This is a genomic window from Pyxidicoccus xibeiensis (assembly GCF_024198175.1).
GTDB lineage: Bacteria > Myxococcota > Myxococcia > Myxococcales > Myxococcaceae > Myxococcus > Myxococcus xibeiensis.
Genome location: NZ_JAJVKV010000011.1, coordinates 196,795 through 221,281 on the forward strand (window position 1 = coordinate 196,795; position 24,487 = coordinate 221,281).

Genomic DNA, 24,487 nt, shown 5'->3' on the forward strand with positions numbered 1-24,487 from the left:
CTGATTCCCGAGGGCCTAGCCGGCCCTCCTCGGCTCCTCGGCCGGGCGGGACCGCGCCAGGAGGGCTCGCAGCTTCGCGGCGAGCCCGTCCACGTGGGGCACGGAGACGAGGTTGAAGTGGTTGCCCGGCACCTCGTGGACCTCCACCCCGCCGCGCGCGAGCTCACTCCAGCCGAGGTCCGCCTCCCGGTCGGCCTCCCCCTCGGCGGCGCGCAGCAGCACCAGCGAGCAGTCGAAGGGCTTCGGCACGTACGTCAGCGAGGCCAGCCGGTTGCGCAGGTACATCCTCCACAGCTCCCGCACCGCCTCGCACGCCTCCGCGTCCACGCCATGGGCCACCTCGTCGCGTCCCTCCAGCACGGCCGCCAGCTCCACGAGGTCCACGTGCTCCAGCACCTCCACCGCCCTCTGGTGGGGACCGGCGAGCTTGCTCAGGTGGTGGGCGAACTCCAGCACCCGCTGCCCCTCCACGCCCTCACCGGCCTCTTGCTCCCGGCCCGTCGTGTCGATGATGACCAGCATCCCCACCTGCTCACCCTGCGCCTCCAGTCGCCGCGCCATCTCGTACGCGATGCGGCCTCCCAGGGACCAGCCGCCCAGGAAGTACGGGCCCTCAGGCTGCCGCTCGCGCACGGCCTGGAGGTAGCGCTCCGCCATCTCCTCCACGGTGTCGCCGGAGCCGCCGGTGGGCACCTGCAGCCCGTAGAAGGGCTGGTCCGGGTCCATGCGCCGGGCCAGCTCCAGGTAGGCCAGCACGTCGCCGCCCACTGGGTGCACGCAGTAGAAGGGCTGCGCGGCGCCGCCCTTCCTCAAGGTCACCAGCGGCGAGTCCGACGTGGTGCCCGCCTCGATGCGCGCGGCCAGCCCCTCCAGCGTCGGCGCCTCGAACAGGTCGATGACCGCGAGCTGCACCGCGAAGAGTGAGCACGCGCGCGCCACCACCTGCGTGGCCAGCAGCGAGTGGCCCCCCAGGTCGAAGAAGTCGTCGTGCACGCCCACGCGGGGTACGCCCAGCAGCTCCTTCCACAGCACGGCCAGCCGCTGCTCCGTCTCCGTGCGCGGCTCCACGTACCCCGCCTCCGAGCGCTTCCGCGACGGTGCCGGCAGGGCCTTCCGGTCCACCTTGCCGTTCGCCGTCAGCGGCAGGGCCTCCAGCACCACGAAGAACGCGGGCACCATGTAGTCCGGCAGCCGCTCCGCCAGGTACTCGCGCAGCGCGGACTCCTCCAGCGTCTTGCCGGCCCTGCCCACCGCGTACGCGACGAGGTGCCTGTCACCGGGCACCTCCTCCCGTGCCACCACCACGCACTCGCTCACGCCGGGGTGCCCCGCCAGCACGGCCTCCACTTCCCCCAGCTCCACGCGGTAGCCGCGAAGCTTGAGCTGGTGGTCCACGCGGCCGAGGAACTCGATGCTGCCGTCCTCCAACCACCGCACCCGGTCTCCCGTCCGGTACATCCGGGTCCCGGGAAGACCACAGAAGTCGTCCGGCACGAAGCGCTCCGCCGTCAGCTCCGGCCGGCCCAGGTAGCCCCGTCCTACGCTCTCGCCTCCCACGTACAGCTCACCCGGCACACGTGGCGGCACCAGCCGGCCGTACCCGTCCAGCACGTACACCCGCACGTTCTCCAGCGGCCGGCCCAGCGGCACCGACTTCGCGCCCCTCGCGCGCTCGCCGCGCTTCACCCGCTGCGCGAGCACGCCCACCGTCGTCTCCGTCGGGCCGTAGTGATTGAAGACCTCACACTCCGGGGCCAGCGCGTGGACGCGCTCCACCAGCGACCACTCCGCCCGGTCTCCGCCCAGCACCAGGCGCTTGCGCGGCAGCAGCTCGCCCACGTCATCGGCCACGAGCAGCGCCTCCAGGTGCGTGGGGACGATTTTCAGCCCCTCCACCCCGTGCTTCCGCCCATACGCCCACAGCCGCGCCGAGTCCGATGCCGCCGCCGTGCCCACCAGGTGCACCGTGCCGCCCGCGCACAGCGTGGGGAAGAGCGCCGTGTGCCCCAGGTCCGCCGCCAGCGTGGACACCGACGCGAAGCTCATCCCCGCAGGCAGCTCCAGCCTCCGGCTGACGCCCGCCACGTAGCAGGCGAGCTGCCCGTGCTCGATGCACACGCCCTTGGGCTGCCCCGTGCTGCCGGACGTGTAGATGACGTACGCTGCGTTCTGGGGCACCACGCCGCTGTCCGGCGCGTCCTCCGGCTGCGACTCCAGCACGCCGTCCTCCGCGTCCAGGCTGACCAGGAACTCGCCCTGCGAAGGCAGCTCGCTGGCCAGTACCTCCTCGGTGACGATGACCTGCACGCGCGCGTCCTCGAGGACGTGCCGCACGCGCTCGCTCATGTGCGCGTAGGCCGGGTCCAGCGGGACGTAGGCGCCGCCGGCCTTGAGGATGCCCAGCAGGCCCACCAGGGCGTGCGCCCGCCGCTCCACGAACAGGCCCACCCGCGTCTCCGGCTCCACGCCCAGCGCCTTCAGCCAGTGCGCGAGCTGGTTGGCCTTCCGCTCGAGCTCCGCGTAGGTCAGCCGCTCGTCACCGGCAATCACCGCCACCGCGTCCGGCGTCCGCGCCGCCTGCTCGGAGATGAGCGCGTGGATGCACCGCCGCGCGTAGTCCGCCCCGCTGCCGCTCCAGTCCACCAGCACCCGCCGCTTCTCGTGCGGCGTCAGCAGCTTCAGCTCGGACAGCTGCTGCCGGCCTTCCTCCTCCACCACGCCTTCCAGCAGTCGCTGGAAGCGCCCCGCCAGGCGCTCCACCGTGTCCTCCTCGAAGAGGTCCGCGCTGTACCGCCACGAGCACACGAGCCCCTCCGGCGTCGGACTGACCAGCACCGTCAGGTCCAGCTTGGACGCGGCCCCCTGCGACTCGCCGACGCGCAGCTTCAGCCCCGGCAGCTCCGGCGCCTCCAGCGGCATGTTCTGCAGCACGAGCTTCACCTGGAAGAGCGGCGCGTGGGCCAGGCTCCGCTCCGGGTTGAGGGCGCGCACCACCTCCTCGTAGGGCAGGTCCTGGTACGCGTACGCCTCCACCGCCACCCGCTTTGTCTGCTCCAGCACCTCGCGGAAGGTGGGGTTGCCCTCCAGCCGCAGCCGAAGTGCGAGCTGGTTGATGAAGAAGCCGACGAGCGGCTCCGTCTCCGCGCGGTTGCGGTTGGCCACGTCCGTGCCCACCACCAGGTCCGTCTGGCCGCTGAGGCGGTGCAGCAGGGACTGGAAGCCCGCCATCAGCACCATGAAGAGCGTGGCCCCCTCGCGGCGGGCCAGCGCGTCCAGCTGGTCCGCCAGCGCCGGGCGCAGCGTGGCCAGGTACGTGCCTCCCCGGTACGTGCGCACCGCGGGGCGGGGATGGTCGGTGGGCAGCTCCAGCACCGCGGGCGCGCCCTCCAGCTGCTTGCGCCAGTAGCCGAGCTGCGCCTCCAGCACGTCTCCCTTCAGCCACTCCCGCTGCCACGCCGCGTAGTCCGCGTACTGCACCGTCAGCTCCGGCAGTGGCGCCGGCCGTCCCTCGCGGTGCGCCGCGTAGTGCGCCACCACCTCGCGCACCAGCACGCCCATGGACCAGCCGTCCGAGGCGATGTGGTGCATCGTCAGCAGCAGCAGGTGCTCCGCGTCGTGGACTCGCAGCAGCCTCGCGCGCAGGAGCAGCCCCTGGGCGAGGTCGAAGGGCCGCCGCACCTCCTCTGCCTCCAGCCGGCGGGCCTCCTGCTCCCGCACGTCCTCGGGCAGGACGCGCAGGTCCTCGCCGGTCAGCGGCAGCGCCACCCAGGGCGCCACCACCTGCACCGGCCCCTCGGGTGTGTCGAGGAAGCGGGTTCGCAGCGCCTCGTGTCGGCGCACCACCTCCTGGAAGGCGTGCTCCAGCGCGGGTACGTCCAGCGCACCCTCGATGCGAAGGGAGACGGGGACGTTGTAGGTGACGCCGCCAGGCTCCAACTGCTCCAGGAACCACAGTCGCTGCTGGGAGAACGACAGCGGCATGCGCTCCTGGCGGGGCATGGGCACGAGCGGCGGAGCCTGGAATGAACGTTCCTTCCCGGCGAGCGCGTCCACGCGAGCCGCCTGCTCCGCCAGCGTGCGGGCCTCGAAGAGAGCCTGCAGCGGCAGCTCCACGCCCAAGGTGCTCCGGATGCGGGACAGGAGCTGCGTGGCCAGCAGCGAGTGGCCGCCGAGCAGGAAGAAGTCGTCCCGCGCGCCCACCTGCTCCACGCCAAGCAGCTCCCGCCAGAGTCCGGCGAGGCCGCGCTCGGTGTCCGTGCGGGAGGCGACGAAGCCCGCATCATTATATACGGCCGCGGGTGCGGGGAGCGCCCGCCGGTCCAGCTTCCCGCTGGGGGTGCGCGGCAGCGACTCCAGCGTCACGAACGTGGAGGGCACCAGGGACTCGGACAGCCGCACTCGAGCGAACGCGGCCAGCTCCGCGCTCTCAAACGAAGTCCCAGGACGTGGGACGAGGTACGCCACCAGTCCCGGACCGCCCGTCACCGACAGGTCGTCCCGCAGAACCACCGCCACCTCGTGCACCGCCGGGTGCGAGGCGAGCACGGCCTCCACCTCTCCCGGCTCGATGCGTACGCCGCGCAGCTTCACCTGGAAGTCGGTGCGCCCCAGGAACTGGAGCTGCCCGTCCGCCAGCCAGCGCACCCGGTCTCCGGTGCGGTACAGCCGTGCGCCGGGCTCGGTGCTGAAGGGATGGGGAATGAAGCGCTCGGCGGTGAGCGCCGGCCGGTGCAGGTAGCCCTGCGCGAGCTGCGCGCCACCGAGGTAGAGCTCTCCCGGCACGCCCACGGGGACAGGCTGCAGCGCGGCGTCCAGCACGTAGCCCCGGGTGTTGGAGACCGGGCGGCCGATGGGCGCGGTGGGCCCGGGTTCCTCGCCCGTGACGTGGGCGAAGGTGGCGTCGATGGTCGCCTCGGTGGGCCCGTAGAGGTTGACCAGCCGGGCCTTGGGCAGCGCCTGGCGCACGCGAGCGGCCAGCTCGGCCGGCAGCGCCTCGCCGCCGCAGAACAGCCAGCGCAGCTGCGTGGCCCAGGAGAAGGCGGGCTCATGGAGCAGGAAGCGCAGCAGTGACGGCACCACCTGCAGCACGGTGATGTGGTCGGCCGCCGCGCAGTGGGCCAGGGCCTCGGGGTCCCGGTGCGCGTGGGGTGGAGCGAGCACCAGGCGAGCGCCCACCAGCAACGGGGCCCAGCACTCCCACACGGAGGCATCGAAGGTCAGCGGCGTCTTCTGGAGCACCCTGTCTTCAGCGGTGAAGCCGAAGGTGGAGAGCAGCCACGCCATGTGGTTGGCCAGGGAGCGGTGCGAGACGACGACGCCCTTCGGCTGGCCGGTGCTGCCGGACGTGTAGAGGACGTAGGCGGGCTGGTGCGCAGAGACACCCCTGGCCAGCGGCACCGGAGCGGCACCGGAGATGGCGGGCCCGTCCGCGTCCAGCCGCACGAGGTGGCCCGCGAAGGACGGCAGCCCGCCGCACAGGTGCTGCTGGGTGAGCAGCACGGGGGCACCGGTGTCCTCCAGCAGGAAGGCCACCCGCTCGCGAGGAGCGGACGGGTCCAGCGGGACGTAGGCGGCGCCGGCACCGAGGATGCCCAGCAGGCCCACCACCAGCTCCGGAGCACGCTCCACGCACAGCGCCACCCGGTCTCCCGGGCGCACGCACAGGGAGTACAGGTACCAGGAGAGCTGCTCGGCGCGCAGCGCCAGCTCCGCGTACGTGAGCCGGTTGCTGCCGAGCTCCACCGCCACCGCTTTCGGAGTCCTCAGCGCCTGGGCGGCGAACAGCTCATGCACCCCGGCGTCGAGCGGGAGCTCCACGTCGGTGGCGTTCCACTCCACCAGCACCCGCTGGCGCTCCGCTCCGGTCATCAGCGGCAGCTCGGACAGGCGCTGCTCGGGGCGGGCCACCGCGCCCGCCAGCAGCACGCCCAGGTGCTCCATCATCCGGGCGACGGTGGCGTCCTCGTACAGGTCGGTGCGGTACTCCACCGTGCCGCGCAGCCCCCGAGGCGTCTCGTCGAAGAGCAGGGAGAGGTCGAAGCGGGAGGTGCCACTGTCCACCGCCAGCGGCTCCATCCGCAGCCCGGGCAGCTCCAGCTTCGCGGTGGGGACGTTGAGCAACATCAGCGACACCTGGAAGAAGGGAGTGCGTCCCACCTGCCTCGGCGGCTGGAGCACCTCCACCAGCTTCTCGAAGGGCACGTCCTGGTGCGCATAGGCGTCCAGCGTGACGTCCTTCACCCGCGCGAGCAGCTCGAGGAAGGTGGGGTCCCCCTCCAGCCGCGTGCGCAGCACCAGCGTGTTCACGAAGAAGCCGATGAGCCCTTCCGTCTCTGCCTGCGTGCGCCCGGCGATGGGAGCGCCCACGCTGACGTCGTCCTGGCCCGAGTAGCGCGACAGCAGCGCCTGGAGCCCCGCCAGCAGGCCCATGAACAGCGTGGCGCCCTCGCGCTTGCACAGCGCCGTCAGCGCCTGCGTCAGCGGCAGGGGCACCTCGAAGGGCCGCGCTGCGCCCGGACTGCTCGGGTCCGCGGTGCGGGGCCGGTCGGTGGGCAGCTCCACCGCGGCGGGTGCGCCTTCCAGCTGCGTCTTCCAGTAACCCAGGTGCTGCTCCAGCACCTCGCCCTGGAGCCACTCGCGCTGCCACGTCGCGAAGTCCGCGTACTGGAGGGGCAGCGAAGGCAGCGGCGATGGCCTGCCGGCGACGAAGGCCTCGTACAGCGCCGCCAGCTCGCGGACGAGCACGGTCATGGACCAACCGTCGGTGACGATGTGGTGCATCGTCACCAGCAACAGGTGCTGGTGCTCGGACAGCCGGAGCAGCCGCGTGCGCAGCAGCGGGCCCTGGGCGAGGTCAAACGGCCGGCGCGCCTCTTCGCGAGCCAGCCGCATCGCCTCGTCTTGCCGCCCCGACTCCGGCAGGTGTCCCAGGTCCTCCACCGACAGAGGGAAGGCGGCGGCGGGCGAGATGACCTGGACCGCCCTCCCCTCGCGAGCGCGGAACGTGGTGCGCAGGGCTTCATGCCGGCGCACCAGCCCGGTGAAGGCCCGCTCCAGGGCTGTCACGTCGAGCACGCCCTCCAGCCGCAGCGCGACCGGCAGGTTGTAGAGCGGAGTGCCAGGATGGAGCTGGTCCAGGAACCACAGCCGCTGCTGGGCGAAGGACAGCTCCGCTTCCACCGTGCGTCGGACGATGACCGGAGCCACCATCCGGTGTGCCCCGGCCGGCACCTGTCCTTCGAGGCGCCGGGCCAGCGACTCCACCGTGGGCGACTCGAACAGCTCGCGCAGCGGCAGCTCCAGCCCGAGCACGCCACGCAGGCGCGAGACGAGCTGGGTCGCCAGCAGCGAGTGGCCGCCCAGGGCGAAGAAGTTGTCGATGACGCCCACCTGGGGCACGCCCAGCACGCTGGCGAACACCTCCGCCAGCGACTGCTCCAGCGGCGTTCGAGGAGCCACGAAGCGTCCATCCCCGCGCAGGCCGTCCGCATCCGGCGACGGCAGCAGGCGGCGGGCCAGCTTCCCACTGGGTGTCAGCGGCAGCGCCTCCAGGCGCACCAGGGCCGACGGCACCATGTACTCGGGGAGTCGGCGCCTCAGTGACTCTCGCAGGGACTCGGGCTGCCAGGGGGCTTCGGGCGGGAGCACCACGTACCCCACCAGTCGCTTGTCACCCGGAACGTCCTCGCGCACTACGGCGGCGGCGTCACGCACCTCCGGCGTGTCGCGCAGGGCGGCCTCCACCTCGCCCAGCTCGATGCGGAAGCCCCGCACCTTCACCTGCCCATCCAGGCGGCCGAGGAACTCCACGGAGCCCTCCGCCTTCCACCGCGCCCGGTCGCCCGTGCGGTAGAGCCGCGCGCCCGGCTCGCGGGAGAACGGGTCGGGCACGAACCGCTCGGCGGTCAGCTCCGGACGCCCGGAGTAGCCGTGCGCCACCTGCACGCCACCGATGAGCAGCTCTCCCTGCACGCCAACGGCACAGGGCTGTCCGCGCGAGTCCAGCACGTACAGCCGGGTGTCGGGCAGCGGCGTCCCGATGGGAGGCAGCCGGGGCCAGGAGGCCGGTGCGCCCTGGAGCCGGTACGCACTCACCACGTGCGTCTCCGACGGGCCGTACTGGTTCTCCAGCACGCACCCCGGCAGCCGCTCGAAGAAGGACACCAACGCGGGCGTCACCTGGAGCTGCTCACCGGCCGTCACCACCTCGCGCAGGGCGCGGGGAAGGGGCGCGCCATGAGTCGCCGCGTCCGCCAGCGCCTGGAGCGCGACGAACGGAAGGAACACGCGTTCCACGCCGTGCCGTGCCATGAGGTCGAGCAGCGCGGGCATGTCCTGCCGCACCTCGGCCGTGGGCACCACCAGGGTGCCGCCCGCGCACCACGTGGAGAAGAGCTCCTGGAAGGAGACGTCGAAGCTGAGCGACGCGAACTGCAGCGTGGTCGCGCTCGGCTTGACGGACTGCTTCAGTTGCCACGCCAGCAGGTTGGACAGCGCACGGTGTGGCAGCGCCACGCCCTTCGGCCGTCCCGTGCTGCCGGACGTATAGATGACGTAGCAGGCGGATTCGGGCGACCCCACCACCACCGGCGCATCGTCCGGCTGGCGAGCGATGGCCGAGGCCTCCGCGTCCACCTGCACGCGGCGGGCGCGCGCCTCCGCCGGCAGCAACGGCGACACGGCAGCGTGGGTGAGGACCACCGGCGCTCTCGAATCCTCCAGCATGAACGCCAGGCGCTCCGCCGGGTAGCCAGGGTCGAGCGGGAGGCAGGCGGCACCGGTCTTCAGGATGCCCAACACGCCCACCATCAGCTCCAGCGAGCGCACCATGCACAGGCCCACCCGGTCTCCCGCGCGAACCCCCAGCGAGCGCAGGTGGTGCGCGAGCTGGTTCGCCCGGCACTCCAGCTCCGCGTAGGACAGCCGCGCGTCCTCGAAGACCACCGCCACCGCGTCGGGAGTGCGAGCCACCTGGGCCGCGACGAGCTCATGCACACAGGCCGCGCGCGCGGAGACCGCCGCCGTGTCATTCCAGTCCACCAGGACCTGGTGTCGCTCTGTCTCCCCCATGAGCGACAGCTCGGACAGGCGCCGCTCGGGGTGCGCCACGGCGTCGCGCAGCAGCACGCCCAGGTGCTCTACCAGCCGCGCGCCGGTGGAGGCTTCGTACAGGTCGGTCCGGTACTCCAGGGCGCCGCGCAGGCCCTGGGGCGTCTCACTCAGCGTCAGCGTGAAGTCGAACTTCGCGGTGCCGCTGTCCAGCTCCATCAGGCGCAGGGTGAGCCCGGGGACATGCATCTCCGTCGTGGGCGTGTTGAGCATCACCAGCGCCACCTGGAAGAAGGGCGTGCGCTCCGGCTGCCTCGGCGGCTGCAGCGCCTCCACCAGCTTCTCGAAGGGCACGTCCTGGTGCGCATACGCGTCCAGCGTGACGTCCTTCACCCGCGCGAGCAACTCGAGGAAGGTGGGGTCCCCCTCCAGCCGCGTGCGCAGCACCAGCGTGTTCACGAAGAAGCCGATGAGCCCTTCCGTCTCTGCCTGCGTGCGCCCGGCGATGGGAGCGCCCACGCTGACGTCGTCCTGCCCCGAGTAGCGCGACAGCAGCGACTGGAGCCCCGCCAGCAAGCCCATGAACAGCGTGGCGCCCTCGCGCTTGCAGAGCGCCGTCAGTCCCTGGGTCAGCTCCAGCGGCAGCTCCACCCGGAGCCACGTGCCGGGGTTGCTCGTCTTCGCGGTGCGCGGCCAGTCGGTGGGCAGCTCCAGCGCGGGTGGCGCACCGTCGAGCTGCTTGCGCCAGTAGTCGAGCTGGCCGTCCAGCACCTCGCCCTGGAGCCACTCGCGCTGCCACACCGTGTAGTCCGCGTACTGGATGGGCAGCGGCGGGAGCGGCGACGGTCGGCCGGCCACGGCCGCTTCGTAGAGCGCCACCATCTCGTGGGTGAGCACGGCGATGGACCAGCCGTCCGAGATGATGTGGTGCATCGTCACCAGCAGCAGGTGGTGCTGCGCGGCCAGGCGCACCAGCCGCGTGCGCAGCAGCGGGCCCCGGGAGAGGTCGAACGGACGGCGTGCCTCCTCCCGCCCCAGGTTCATCGCCTCCTCTTCGCGCTCCGAAGCGGGCAGGAATGACAGGTCCTCCACCTCCAGCACCGGGTCCGACGCGGGTGACACGACCTGGACCGGCGTGTTCCCACGCACCTCGAAGGTGGTGCGCAGGACTTCGTGTCGGCGGACCAGCTCGGTGAAGGCCCGCTCCAGGGCCGCCACGTCGAGCACGCCCTCCAGCCGCAGCGCGGCCGGCATGTTGTAGAGCGCGCTGTCGGGCTGGAACTGGTCCAGGAACCACAGCCGCTGCTGCGCGTAGGACAGCTCCGCGTCCCCCCTGTCCGCGCGCGGGACGATTCCCGGCGCGGACGGCCGGCGGGAACCGGCAGGCAGGCGCTGCTCCAGGCGCCGGGACAGCGACTCCACCGTGGGCGCCTCGAACAGCTCCCGCAGGGCCACCTCCACGCTCAGCGCGGTGCGCAGCCGCGCGACCACCTGGGTGGCCAGCAGCGAGTGGCCCCCCAGCGTGAAGAAGTTGTCGGTGACACCGACGCGCGGAAGGTTCAGCACGCTGGCGAAGGCATCCGCCAGCGCCTGTTCCAGCGGATTGCGAGGCGCGACGAGGGGAGCCTCGCCTCGCAGGCTCTCCACATCCGGCGCGGGCAGCAGGGCGCGGACCAGCTTGCCGGTGGGCATCAGCGGCAGCGCGTCCAGTCGCAGCAGGACCGAGGGCAGCATGTACTCGGGCAGCCGTCGGGCCAGGGCCTGACGCAGGGCCTCGGGCTCCCAGGGGGCTTCGGGCGGGAGCACCACGTAGCCCACCAGCCGCTTGTCGCCGGGAATGTCCTCACGGACCATCGCGGCGGCCTCGCGCACTCCAGGCGCGTCGCGCAGGGCGGCCTCCACCTCGCCCAGCTCGATGCGGAAGCCCCGCACCTTCACCTGCCCATCCAGGCGGCCGAGGTACTCGAGGACTCCGTCCGATTTCCAGCGGGCGCGGTCGCCGGTGCGGTACAGCCGCGCGCCCGGCTCGCCGGAGAGCGCGTCGGGGAGGAACTTCTCGGCCGTCAACTCCGGCCGCTCGTGGTAGCCGAGCGCCACCTGGACGCCACCGACGAATACCTCTCCGGGCACGCCGATGGCGCAGGGACGGCCGTGCGCGTCCAGCACGTACAGGCGGGTGCCGGGCGCCGGGCTGCCCACCGGAGGCAGCAACGGCCACGAGGACGGGGCCCCCTGGAGCCGGTGCGCGCTCACCACGTGCGCCTCCGACGGGCCGTACTGGTTCTCCAGCACGCATTCCGGCAGCCGCTCGAAGAAGGACACCAGCGCGGGCGTCACCTGCAGCTGCTCCCCCGCCGTCACCACCTCGCGCAGGCGCGTTGGGAGGTGCCTGGCGTGCGCCACCGCCTCCACCAGGGCGCGGAGGGCGATGAACGGAAGGAACAGTCGTTCCACGTCATGCCGCACCATGAAGTCGAGCAGCGCCGGCATGTCCTGGCGCACCCGGTCCGTGGGCACGGCCAGCGTGCCGCCCGCGGCCCAGGTCGCGAACATCTCCTGGTAGGAGACATCGAAGTTGAGCGACGCGAACTGCAGCGTGGTGGACGCTGCCCGAACGGACTTCCGTCGCTGCCAGGCCACGACGTTCGACAGCGTGCGGTGTGGCACCGCGATGCCCTTGGGCCGGCCCGTGCTGCCGGACGTATAGATGATGTAGCAGAGGGCTTCGGGCGACATGGGCCACACCGGGGCACTGGCGGGCTGCCGGGAGAATGCCTCGCCCCCGGTGTCCAGGCAGAGGACGCGCGCCCGGGTGTCCCCGGGGAGTGACGCGAGCAGCCGGGACAGGGTGAGCACCAGCGACGCGCCGGAGTCCTCCAGCATGAAGGCCAGCCGCTCGGCGGGGTAGCTCGGGTCCACCGGCACGAAGGCGGCGCCCACCTTGAGGACGCCCAGCACGGCCACCAGCAGCTCCGGCGAGCGCTCCAGGCACAGCGCCACCCGGTCCCCGACGCGCACGCCCAGCTCGCGCAGGTGCCAGGCAAGCTGGTTGGCCCGGCGCTCCAGCTCCGCGTACGAGACCTGGCCTCCGTCGAACACCGCGGCCACCGCCTCGGGCGTGCGCGCGGCCTGGGCATCGAAGAGCGCGTGGATGCACGGCTCGGCCTGGGCCTCCACGGCGGCGGCGTTCCAGTCCACCAGCACCCGCTGGCGCTCCGCCTCCCCCATGAGGGACAGCTCGGACAGGCGCCGCTCGGGATGGGCGACCGCGTCCTCCAGCAGCGCGCGCAGGTGCTCCATCATCCGCGCGGCGGTGGAGGACTCGAACAGGTCGCTCCGGTACTCCAGCGTGGCGTCCAGACTCCCGGGCGTCTCGGTGAGGACCAGGGTGAAGTCGAACTTGGAGGTACCGCTGTCCACGTCCACGGGACGAAAGGCGAGCCCCGGCGCGACCAGCTCCGCCGAGGGCGTGTTGAGCAGCACCAGCGTCACCTGGAAGAAGGGCGTGTGCCCGGCGTGCCTCGGAGGCTGGAGCACCTCCACCAGCTTCTCGAACGGCACGTCCTGGTGCGCGTACGCGCCCAGCGTCACGTCCTTTACCCGCCGCAGCAGCTCCTGGAAGCTCGGGTCTCCTTCCAGGCGCGTGCGCAGCACCAGCGTGTTCACGAAGAAGCCGATGAGCCCCTCCGTCTGCGGCTGGGTACGCCCCGCGATGGGTGCCCCCACGCAGATGTCCTCCTGCCCCGTGTAGCGGGACAGCAGCGCCTGCAGGCCGGCCAGCAGGCCCATGAACAGCGTGCCCTTCTCACGCCGGCACAGCGCGCGCAGGCCCTGCATCAACTCCAGCGGGAGCTTCACCCGCAGCGACGCGCCGGGGCTGCGCGTGTCCGGGGTGCGAGGATGGTCGGTGAGCAGCTCCAGCGCGGGCGGCGCACCTTCGAGCCGGCCCTTCCACCAGGCGAGCTGCTCCTCCAGCACGGGCCCCTTCAGCCAGTCGCGCTGCCACACGGAGTAGTCCGCGTACTGGATGGGAAGCTCCGGCAGAGGCGACGCCCTGCCGCTCGCGAAGGCGTCGTAGAGCGCGACGAGCTCGCGGATGAGCACGCCAATGGACCAGCCGTCGGAGACGATGTGGTGCATCGTCACCAGCAGCAGGTGCGCCTCTTCCGACAGGCGCAGCAGCCGCGAGCGCAGCAGTGGGCCCCCGGACAGGTCGAAGGGGCGGCTGGCCTCCTCGCGAGCCAGGCGCAGGGCAGCTTCCCCGCGCTGCTCCGACGGCAGGTGCCTCAGGTCCTCCACCTCCAGCAAGGCGGCCGAGTCAGGGGACGCGAGCACCTGGACCGGATGGCCCTCGTGCGCCCGGAAGGTCGTGCGCAGGGCCTCATGCCGGCGCAACAGCTCCGCGAAGGCGCGCCCGAGCGCGTCCACGTCGAGCACGCCCTCCAGCCGCATCGCGGAGGGAATGTTGTAGAGCGCGGTGCCCGGCTGGAACTGGTCCAGGAACCACAGCCGCTGCTGCGCGAACGACAGCGGCAGCGGGCCGTTGCGCGTCACCCGGGGAATCAGCGCGTCCGCGCGAACGGACGGACCTCCACGCACGGGAGCGGGAACCGGAGCCGGAGGGCTCGAAGCCGGCTCGCTCCAGGCCGGACGCCGGCGGGCCGCGGGCGTGGGCGCCGAGGCAGCGGCGCGGGCCACGCCCCGCCGTGCCTGACTCTGGCGCCGCAGCACGTCCAGGTGCCACAGGCCCTCCATTGCGACCTCGTGGCTCAGCCCGAAGTCGACGAGGCAGGCCACCTCGTCCACGTCCGCCTGGCGCAGCTGCTCCACGCGTCCGGCGAGCGTCTCGGGCGTGCCGAAGAGCCCCCCCGCCTCCAGGTAGCGAGAGACGCCCTGCTCCAGCAGCACCTCCAGGTCCTGGGGCGTGAGGCTGCTCACGTCGAAGCCCGGGCCCTGGCTGGCCACCAGCCCGCGGACCAGCTCCACCGAGCTGCGGAAGTAGCGCAGGAGCGGCTCACGCGCCTGACGCCGCACCTCTTCGAGGCTGCCCGCCACGAAGGTGTGCAGCATCAGCACCACGTGGCCCCGGTCGTGCCCCGCCTCGCGCCGGGCCTCGCGGTACAGGGCAATCTTGCGTGACAGCTCCTCGAAGTCCTGGCCCAGCCCGAGCACGTTGGTGAGCAGGCCCGCGCCCAGCTCGCCCGCCAGCCGGAAGGTGTCCGGGTTGAAGGCGGCGGTCAGCCACAGGGGCAGCTCCGCCTGCACCGGGCGGGGGCGGATGGAGACGTCCACCTCGGCGCCGTTGCCATTGGTGCGGCGCACGGTGCCGCCACGCCACAGGGCGCGCACCTCCTCCACGCCGCGCCGGACGGCCTCGGGACGGCCGTGGAAGTTTTCCGGCGCGAAGACGAAGTCGTTCGCGTTCCAGCCCGTCGCGAAGGAGATGCCAGCGCGGCCATTGGAGAGGTTGTCGATGACGGACCACTCCTCGGCCACGCGAAGCGGGTCGTGCAGTGGCAGCACGACACTCCCGGCACGGATGGCCACGCGCTCGGTGACCATGGCCAGCGCGGCACTGGTGGCGGTGGGGCTGGGGTATGGCCCGCCGAAGGCATGGAAGTGCCGCTCGGGCGTCCACACCGCGCTGAAGCCGTGCGTGTCCGCGAAGCGCGCGCCGTCGAGGAGCAGCTGGTACTTGGCCCTGCCGGAGGCCTCCGCGTCGTTGGCGAAGTAGAAGAGGCTGAAGTCCAGCGTCCGCTCCTCGCGAGCCGGCGAAGCGGCCATGCGCCCGGGCGCCGCTCCCTCGGTCCGGTGCTCCTCCCGCGCCCCATCGAGGGGCAGGCGCGACAGCGGCGTGTCCGGCGATGCCACCGCACCGGCCAGCAGTGCCTCCCACTGCGCGAGCAGGCGCACGATGGTGGAGGCGTCGAACAGGTCGACGGCGTACTCCAGGGTGCCGGAGAAGCCGTGCGCATCCTCGCGCATCAGCAGCGTGAGGTCCGCGAGCGACGTGCCGTACTGGGCGGGCAGCTCCGTCACTTCGAAGTAGCCCAGCCGCAGGCCTGGGAACTCCAGGATGGGCGCGGACACGTCCTGGGTGTGCAACAGGAAGATGGCATCGAACAGGCGGGAAAACGTTGCCTCCTCGCCGGGCTCCAGCTCGCCCAGGAGCTGCTCGTACGGCACGTCCGGATGAGCGAAGGCGGACAGCGTGGTGTCGCGCACTCGCAGCGCCAGCTCGCGGAAGCCCGGGTCGCCGCCCAGGTGGGTGCGCAGCGCCAGCGCATGCGCCACATAGCCAATCAGCGGCTCGAGCTCCGGGCGCGTGCGGTTGCCGATGGAGGTGCCTACCAGGATGTCCTCCCGACCCGAGCAGCGGGCCAGGAGGGCCTTGAAGCCCGCCAGCAGCGTCATGTACGGCGTGAGGCCCTCGCGCTGGCTGAAGGCCTTCAGCGCGGCCCCCAACGCGCTGGAGAGCGCGAACGAGTGCCGGGCACCGCGCCTGCGCGCTCCGGCGACCCGGGGCCGGTCCAGTGGCAGCGGCAGGGGGCCGGGCCGCCGCGCGAGCCGCTGCCGCCAGTACGCCTGCTGCGCCGACAGCGAGCCATCCGCGAGCGCTCGACGCTGCCACGCCGCGAAGTCGAGGTACTGGATGGGCAGCTCCGGCAGGGGCACGGAGACGCCACGGGTGAAGCCGCTATAGAGGGCCACCGCCTCCCGGATGAAGTTCACCAGGGACAGGGTGTCCGCGACGATGTGGTGGAGGGTGACGAGCAGCACGAGCTCGGTCTGCGCCAGCCGCAGCAGGAGCACCCGCGCCAGCGGGCCCCGGGCGAGCTGGAACGGCGCGGTGGGCTCCAGGCGGGCCAGGCGCATCGCCTCGGCCTCGCGGTCTCCGGCGAAGTCGCTCAGGTCCACCAGGGGCAACGGCATGCGCACCTCGGGGAGGATGCGCGGCACGGCCCGTCCATCCACGGCCTGGAAGACGGTGCGCAGCGACTCGTGCCGGCGGATGACCTCGTTGAAGCCGCGCTCCAGCTCGGCGACGCGGAGCACCCCGGAGATTCGAATCGCCAGGGGCTCGTTGAAGATGGAGCTGCCCGGCTCCTGCAGCTCCAGCTCCCAGACGCGCGCCTGCACGTGGGACAGGGGCAGCTCGCCCGTTCGCGGGATGGGCGCCATCACCGCCGCCTGGGCTCCGCTGCCGGGCTTCTGCGCCTGGAGCCGGGCCTCGATGCGCGCGGCCAGGGTGGCGACGGTAGGCGCCTCGAACAAGTCACTGAGGGGAAGCTGGACCTGGAACGCCTCGCGCAGCCGGGTGAGCAGCTGCGCCGCCATCAGCGAGTTGCCCCCCAGCTCCAGGAAGTTGTCGTCCGGGCCGATGTCCGTCACGCCCAGCCGCTCGCGCCACAGCTCCACCAAGCGCTGCTCGACATCGCTCCAGGGGCTCGCCACGGAGGGCACCGGTGCCGCGGACGGCACGGGCGCGACCTCCGGCACGGGCGCGACCTCCGGCAGGGGCCTCGCTTCCAGGGAGAAGCTGCGCTCCTCGAAGGGGTAGCCCGGCAGGCAGATGCGGCGGCGCGGCGCTTCGCCGTGGAATCCCTCCCAGTCCACGGCGGCACCGGCTCGCCACAGCGCGCCCACCGACTCCATGAGGGTCTGCGCGTCCGACGTGGAGGAGCCGCTCTTCGGAAGCGAGGGCACCACCATCGCGCTGCGCTCGGTGCGCAGGCGCAGCCGGGCGAGCGCGGTGAGGTGCTGGTCCGGGCCGGCCTCGATAAACCAGCCGCAGCCCCACTTCACCAGCTCGTTCATGCCCGCGGTGAAGCGGACCGGCTCACGCATCTGCCGGGCCCAGTAGCGCGGAGAGGTCGCCTCGTCGGGGAAGATCCACGTCCCCGTGAGACTGGAGACGTACGGCACCGTGGGGGGGTTCAGCGTCAGCCTGGCCACCGCCCGCTCCATCTCGGGCATCAGCGGCTCGACCGCGCGCGAGTGGAACGCGTGCGCCGCGCTCAGCCGCATCACCCCCACGCCACGCCCGCCCAGGGTGTGCTCCAGCGCCTCCAGCGGCCCGAGGGGGCCGGACACCACGCAGCGGAACGGGCCATTGAAGGAGGCCAGCTCCAGCATGGCCGGGAGCTGCGGCACCAGCTCCTCGGGGGAGAGCCCCACCGCGAGCATGCCGCCGGGGGGCATCCGCGACATCAGCTCCCCGCGAATGACGGCCAGCCGCAGCGCATCCTCCAGCGACAGCACGCCGGACAGGCACGCCGCCGCGTACTCGCCGAAGCTGTGTCCCAGCAGCGCCGCCGGCCTGAAGCCGAAGCTCATCCACAGCCGCGCCAGCGCGTACTCCACCGACAGCAGCGCGGGCAGCGCGAAGCGGGGCGCGGTGAGCGTCGCCTCGGCCAGGGCTTCCGCCCCCTGCTCCGGCAAGAGCACCGGGCGCAGGTCCTCCGCCAGCCCGGCCCGGGGCAGGAGCGCGAGGCATGCGTCCAGCTCCCGCTGGAACACCGGCTCCGACGCGTAGAGTCCCCGGGCCATGCGGGCGGACTGCGCGCCCTGCCCCGGGAAGAGGAACGCCACCCGGGTGGAGCGGGCGGCATCCAGGTCCTTCACCTCGGAAGTCACGCTCGGGTTGCGCAGGCGCCGCAGGAGTCCGGCCGGGCTGCCGGTAATCAACGTGCGGCGAAACTCGAACGCCCTGCGTCCCACGGCCCGGGTGAAGGCCAGGTCCGCCAGGTCCACCTCCGGGTGGGCCTCCACATGGTCCGCGAGCTCGCGAGCCATCGTGTCCAGCGCGGAGGCACTGCGGGCCGACAGCGTGACGAGGTGCCGGGTGCGCCGGCTGCCCTGCCCCTTCACCCTCGGCGGCGCCTCCTCCAGGACCAGGTGCGCGTTGGTGCCACCGATGCCGAACGAGCTCACCCCGGCCCTGCGCGGCCCCTCCCCCCGCGCCCACGGGCGCAGGGCGGTGTTCACGAAGAAGGGGCTCTTCTCGAAGTCGATCTCCGGATTGGGCCGCTCGAAGTGCAGGCTCGGCGGCAGCTCTCCGTGGTGCAGCGCGAGCGTGGCCTTGATGAGCCCCGCGATGCCCGCGGCGGTGTCCAGGTGTCCGATGTTCGTCTTCACCGAGCCGATGGCGCAGTATCCGGTGCGGTCGGTATGCTCGCGGTAGGCGCGCGTCAGCGCGGCGATTTCTATCGGGTCGCCGAGCGGCGTACCGGTGCCGTGGGCTTCCACGTAGCCGATGCTGGAGGCGTCCACGCCCGCCGACGCCAGCGCGCGGGCAACCACCTCGCGCTGTCCTTGGACGCTGGGCGCGGTGTAGCTGACCTTCGCGTCCGCGTCGTTGTTGAGCGCGGAGCCCTTGATGACCGCATAGACGCGGTCTCCATCGCGCAGCGCGGTGGAGAGCCGCTTGAGCACCACCACGCCCAGCCCGCTGCCCAGGACGGTGCCACGAGCCCGCGCGTCGAAGGCGCGGCAGTGCCCGTCGGGCGAGAGAATCATTCCCTCCTGGAACAGGTAGCCGGTGCGCTGCGGCAGGGCGACCTTCACCGCGCCCGCCAGCGCCATGTCCGACTCACCGGCGTGCAGGCTCCGGCACGCCAGGTGGACCGCCACGAGGCCGGTGGAGCAGGCGGTGAAGACGTTGAGGCTCTCACCGCCGAGCTTCAGCTTGTACGCGGTCTTGGTGGCCGCATTCTCACCCGTGGTGGTCCCCAGCGCCTCGAACAGCGAGGCGGGGTCCTTCTGCGTCTGCCCCAGCAGGGACAGCATGTGCCCGCCCGACGAGCCCGTGCCGGCATAGAGCGAGATGAGCCCCTGGAAGCGTGCCGGGTCATGGCCCGCGTCCTCCAGCGCGTTCCAGACGCACTGGAGGAAGAGCCGCTGCTGCGGGTCCATCCACAGCGCCTCGCGCGGGGACACCTCGAAGAAGCGCGCGTCGAAGCCGTCCGCGCCCTCCAGCACTCCGCCCGCGGGGACGAAGTCCGGATGGCGTCGCAGCGAGTCGGGGAACAGCGGCGAGGTCTCCAGCTCCTCGGGGCTGAAGCGGGAGATGGACTCCACGCCCTGGCGCAGGTTCTGCCAGAAGGCCTTCACGTCCGGAGCGCCCGGGAAGCGTCCGGCCATACCGATGATGGCGATGTCGCCGGAGCCCTCCGCGGCGCCGCCCCCGTGCTCCGGCTTCGGTCTCTTCGAAGCCGGAGGGGCCTCTTCGAAGCGGCGCTCCCGCTCCAGCCGCGCGGCCAGCGCCTCCACGGTGGGGTGCTCGAAGAGGTGGGTGACGGGCACCTCCTGCCCCAGCGTCTCACGCAGCAGCGTGCTGGCCTTCACCGCCAGCAGCGAGCTGCCGCCCAGGGTCTCGAAGAAGTGGTCGTGCGGGCCCACCCGCTCCACCTGGAGCGCCCGCGCCCAGACCTCGGCGATGCGCTGCTCGAGCCCGGAGCGAAACCCGGCGAGGGGGGCCTCCGACGTCGGCCGGGCCGCGGACTCGAGCCGGGGCAGCGCCTGCCGGTCCACCTTGCCGCCCGGAGCGAGCGGCAGCGCGCCCAGCATCACGAAGGCGGAAGGCACCAGCACCTCTGGCAGCCGCTCCTTGAGGAAGCGCCGCACCGCCGCGGGCTCCAGCGCGTCCGCGACGACGTAGGCCACCAGTCGCGTCTCGCCCGCCTCGTCGCGTGGCAGCACCACGACCTGACGCACGCCGGGGTACTGCGCCAGCGTCGCCTCCACTTCGCCCAGCTCCACCCGCACGCCCCGCACCTTCACCTGTGCGTCGCGCCGGCCCAGGAACTCCAGCCGTCCATCCGACAGCTGGCGCACCCGGTCTCCCGTACGGTACAGCCGCTCTCCGGGGACGGTCGCGAAGGGGTCGGGCACGAAGCGCTCGGCGGTGAGCACCGGCTGGTGGAGGTAGCCGCGGGCCAGCCCCGGCCCCCCCACGAACAGCTCGCCCGGGACACCGGGAGGCACGGGCTCCAGCCACGCGTCCAGCACGTACACGCGGGCCCCGGCGATGGCGCGACCGATGGACGGCCGGCGCGGGTCCACGTCCGGGTCGATGGTGGCGCAGACGGATGCCTCGGTCGGGCCGTAGGCATTGAGGAAGCGGCGACCGGGCGTCCAGCGCGCGGCCAGCTCCGGCGTACACGCCTCGCCCACGGAGGCGACGACTTCCAGCTCCGGCAGCGACTCCGGCGCCAGCGGCGCCAGTGAGGTGGGGGTGGCCGTGAGGGTGGTGATGCGCTTGTCCGCGAGCACCTTCTGGAGCGGCGGCCCCGGCAGCAGCGACTCCGGCGGGGCGAGACACAGCTGCGCGCCAGCCAGCAGCGTCGAGAAGAGCTCCGACACCGAGGCATCGAAGCCGATGGCCGCCAGCTGCAACAGGCGATGTCCGGGACGCAGGCCCAGCGCATCACGGGTGGCGAGGGCGGTGTTGCACAGGCCGCGGTGGGGAAGGAGCGTTCCCTTCGGCGTGCCGGTGGAGCCGGAGGTGAAGATGACGTAGGCGAGGTTCGCGGGCGTGACATCGGACGCGGGTGTCAACGCCGTCGAGGGCTGGCGCTCCAGCTCGGTGCGGTCCGTGTCCAGCAGCACCAGCACGTCCGTGTGAGCGGCGAGCCGGTCGGCCAGTGCCTCCCGGCTGACCAGCAGGGGCACCCGGGCCTCGCGCAGCATCAGCTCCAGCCGGGCGGGCGGGTAGCCGGTGTCGAGGGGCAGGTAGACGCCGCCGGCCTTGAGCACCCCCAGCACCACGATGACCAGCTCTGGCGTGCGCTCCAGGTGCACGCCCACCACGACGTCGGGCCCCACGCCCAGGGAGCGCAGGTGCCAGGCGAGCTGGTTGGCTCGCACATCCAGCTCCCGGTACGTCAGCGTGCGCGCTTCGAAGGAGACGGCGATGGCATCGGGCGTGCGCAGCACCTGCTGCTCGAAGAGGTGGTGCGCGCAGGCCTCCGGGGTGGCGGGCGCGGTGCGGCTCCACTCTTCCAGCGCGTGGCGGCGCTCCTCTTCGGACAGCAGGGGCAGCTCGCAGATGCGGCGCTCGGGGGTGGCGGCGGCCTCCGTCAGCAGGCGGACCAGGTGCTCCAGCATGCGGCCGACGGTGTCCGCATCGAAGAGGTCGGTGGCGTACTCGCCTAGCAGCTCCAGGCCGCTGGGGGTGTCGGTGACCGAGAGGGTGAGGTCGAGCTTGGTGGCGCCCGTGTCCCCCAGCGCGCTCTGCAGCGTCAGGCCCGGCAGGCGCAGCGGCGCGGGCACGGCATCCTGGACCACCAGCTTCACCTGGAACACGGGCGCATGGGCCAGGCTGCGCTCCGGGTTGAGGTCGCGCACGAGCTCGTCGAAGGGCAGCTCCTGATACGCCAGGGCGCCCATCGTCGCTCCATGGAGCTGCGAGAGCAGCTCGCGGAAGGCCGGGGCACCGGAGAGTGTGCCGCGCAGGGGAAGCTGGTTGACGAAGAGGCCGATGAGGCCGGCCGTCTCGGCGCGGGTGCGCTGCGCGGTGTCCACTCCCACCACGACATCGTCCTGGCCGGTGTAGCGGTGCAGCAGCACCTGGAAGCCGGCCAGCAGGGCCACGAAGGGGGTGGTGCCTTCCCCCAGCGCCAGCGCCTTCACGCGCTCCCACGCGGCCCGCTCCATGCGCCGGGCCACGTGCGCCCCGCGGTAGGACTGCGCCTTGGGGCGGGGACGGTCCGCCGGCAGCGCCAGGAGCAGCGGCGCGCCAGCGAGGTGCGCCCGCCACCAGCCGAGCATCGCCTCGAGCTGCTCGCCCCGCAGCCGCTCGCGCTGCCAGCGCGCGTAGTCGGCATACTGCACGGGCAGCTCGGCCAGCGTGGGCACGAGGCCCGCGCGGAAGCCCTCGTAGAGCTTCGCCAGCTCGCGCACCAGCACGCGCATGGACCAGCCATCCGCGATGATGTGGTGCAGCGTCAGCAGCAGCACGTGCCGCTGGCTGTCCAGGCGCAGCAACGTGGCGCGCAGCAACGGCCCGCGCTCGAGGTCGAACGGGCGGCGCGCCTCTTCCCCCGTCAGCCGGTGCAGCTCCGCTTCGCGTGCGGCCTCGGCCAGTCCGCCCAGGTCCACCAGGGTCAGCGGCAGCAGCAGCGTCTCCTGGATGCGCTGCACCGGCTCGCCGTGCTCCTCGGCGAACACCGTGCGCAGCGCCTCATGCCGTTGCACCAGCGCCTGGAGCCCACGCTCCAGTGCCAGCACCTCCAGGTGCCCCTCCAGCCGGGAGACCACCGGCACGTTGTAGAAGGCGCTGCCCGGCTCCAGCCGGTCGAGGAACCACAGTCGCTGCTGGGCGAACGTCAGCGGCACGGCGCCAGTTCGTGGCACGCGGGGAATGGGCGAAGCCGCGACCCGGGTGGCGAGCTGTCGAGCCAGCTCCGAGGCACTCGCGCCACTCAGCAGCAACTCCATGGGAAGCGCCACCCCCAGGTCCTGCTCCAGCGCGTGCGCCAGCTCCGTCGCGGCCAGTGAGTCCAGCCCGTAGCGGGTGAGCGGCGCCGACGCATCGAGCGTCTCGACGCGGGCCCCCAGCCGAGCCGCCACCCGAGCCAGCACGCGGGCTGCCCATCCGCCGTCCTCATCGTGCCCGGTCGGCGGTGCGCGTGGGCCCTCGTTCACCCCCGCCGGCTCCAAGCCCGCTGGAAGTCGCCATGCGTAGACCTCACGCAGCTCTCCCGCCAGGAAGGCCGCCCGGCACGAGCGACGCCGCACCTTGCCGCTGGAAGTCTTCGGCAGGCTGCCCGGCTCGATGAGCACCAGTGCCTGCGGCAGCACCTCATGCAACTCCGCCAGCCGCTGCCGGATGGAGCCCGCCACCTCCTCCACCGCGCCCGCCAGCTTGCGCGCATCCACCTCCTGCACCACCACCAGCCGCTCCTCGCCCTCCACCTCGACGCTGAAGGCCGCCCCACACCCCGGCCGCAGCGAGGGATGGCTGCCCTCCACCGTCGCCTCCAGGTCGTGCGGGTAGAGGTTGCGCCCGCGCAGGATGAGCAGGTCCTTCCTCCGCCCCGTCACATACAACTCGCCCGCTTCCAGGAACCCCAGGTCCCCGGTGCGCAGGAAGGGCCCATCCCCCCTCGCGGTATGTGCCTCGAAGACGCTCCGGGACTCATATGGCCGCTGCCAGTAGCCCTTCGCGACACTCGGCCCACTCACCCAGATTTCGCCCACCTCTCCCGGCACGCACACCCGCAGCGACTCCGGCTCCACCACGACAATCCGCTGCCCGGGCAGTGCCTCACCGCAGCCCACCAGCGTCCGGCCATCCTTCACCGGCGCCTCGGAGAAGCCCCGCTCCAGCGCGGCCACGTCCACCGGGAGCAGCCGCGGCGGCGCCTCCTTCGCCCCACCCGAGACGATGAGGGTGGCCTCGGCCAGGCCGTAGCAGGGGTAGAAGGCCTCGCGCCGGAAGCCCCACGGCGCGAACGCCTCGGTGAAGCGCGCCAGCGTCTCGGCGCGGACGGGCTCCGCGCCGCAGAAGGCCACCTCCCAGCGACTCAAGTCCAACCCCTCGCGCTCGGCGGGAGGGATGCGGCGCACGCACAGCTCGAAGGCGAAGTTGGGGCCACCACTGATGGTGCCGCCCAACCGCGTCAGCGTCTCCAGCCACAGCCTCGGCCGCTTGAGGAAGTCCAGCGGAGACATGAGCGCGGTGTGGAAGCCCTGGTACAGCGGCACCAGGATGCCGCCGATGAGCCCCATGTCGTGGTAGGGCGGCAGCCAGATGACGCCCACGCTGTCGTCACGCGTGCCGAAGGCGCCGCGAATCAGCTCCAGGTTGTGCAGCAGGTTGGCGTGGCTGAGCACCACCCCCTTGGGCGAGCCGGTGGAGCCCGAGGTGTACTGGAGGAAGGCCACCGAGTCGGCCGTCACCGCCGGCTCGCGCCACGAGGACTCGCTGCCCGCTTCCAGCGTGTCGGTGGCCACCCAGCGCAGCGACTTCAGGTCGGGAGCGCGCTCGAAGAGCACCTCCAGCATGGAGGCAATGAACGCGGTGGTGAGCACCACCGTGGCCCGCGAGTCCTCGATGATGGCGCGCAGCCTTGGCAGCGTGCGCTCCAGCCGCGCCGGGTCCGGTGGGTAGGCGGGCACGGCCACCAGCCCGGAGTACAGGCAGCCAAAGAAGCCCAGCAGGTACTCGGCGCCGGGCGGATACAGCAGCACCGCACGCTCCCCCTCGGGGACCAGCGCCTGGAGCGCACCGCCGATACGCCGGGCTCGCAGCGACAGCTCCCCCCGTGTCAGCGGAGTACCCTCTCCCGTCCCGTCCTCCAGGAACGTGTAGAGGGGATGCTCGGCACGCGCGATGCTGCGCGCTTCCAGGAGGTCGACGAGGGTGCGTGGCTGGGGCATGGTCTGGAAGGTGACGGGGGAGTCCTGAACTTCCGCTCCTACCGGAAGGTCCAGG

The 24,487-nt window shown here is 72.4% G+C and carries 1 protein-coding gene; it reads right to left on the minus strand.

Annotated elements, in window-relative coordinates; genetic code table 11:
• Positions 1–15: 15 nt before the first annotated feature.
• Positions 16–24,432, minus strand: coding sequence for a non-ribosomal peptide synthase/polyketide synthase (locus tag LXT23_RS36420; protein ID WP_253985025.1), 24,417 nt, complete (start codon positions 24,430–24,432; stop codon positions 16–18).
• Between the last annotated feature and the right edge of the window lie 55 nt (positions 24,433–24,487).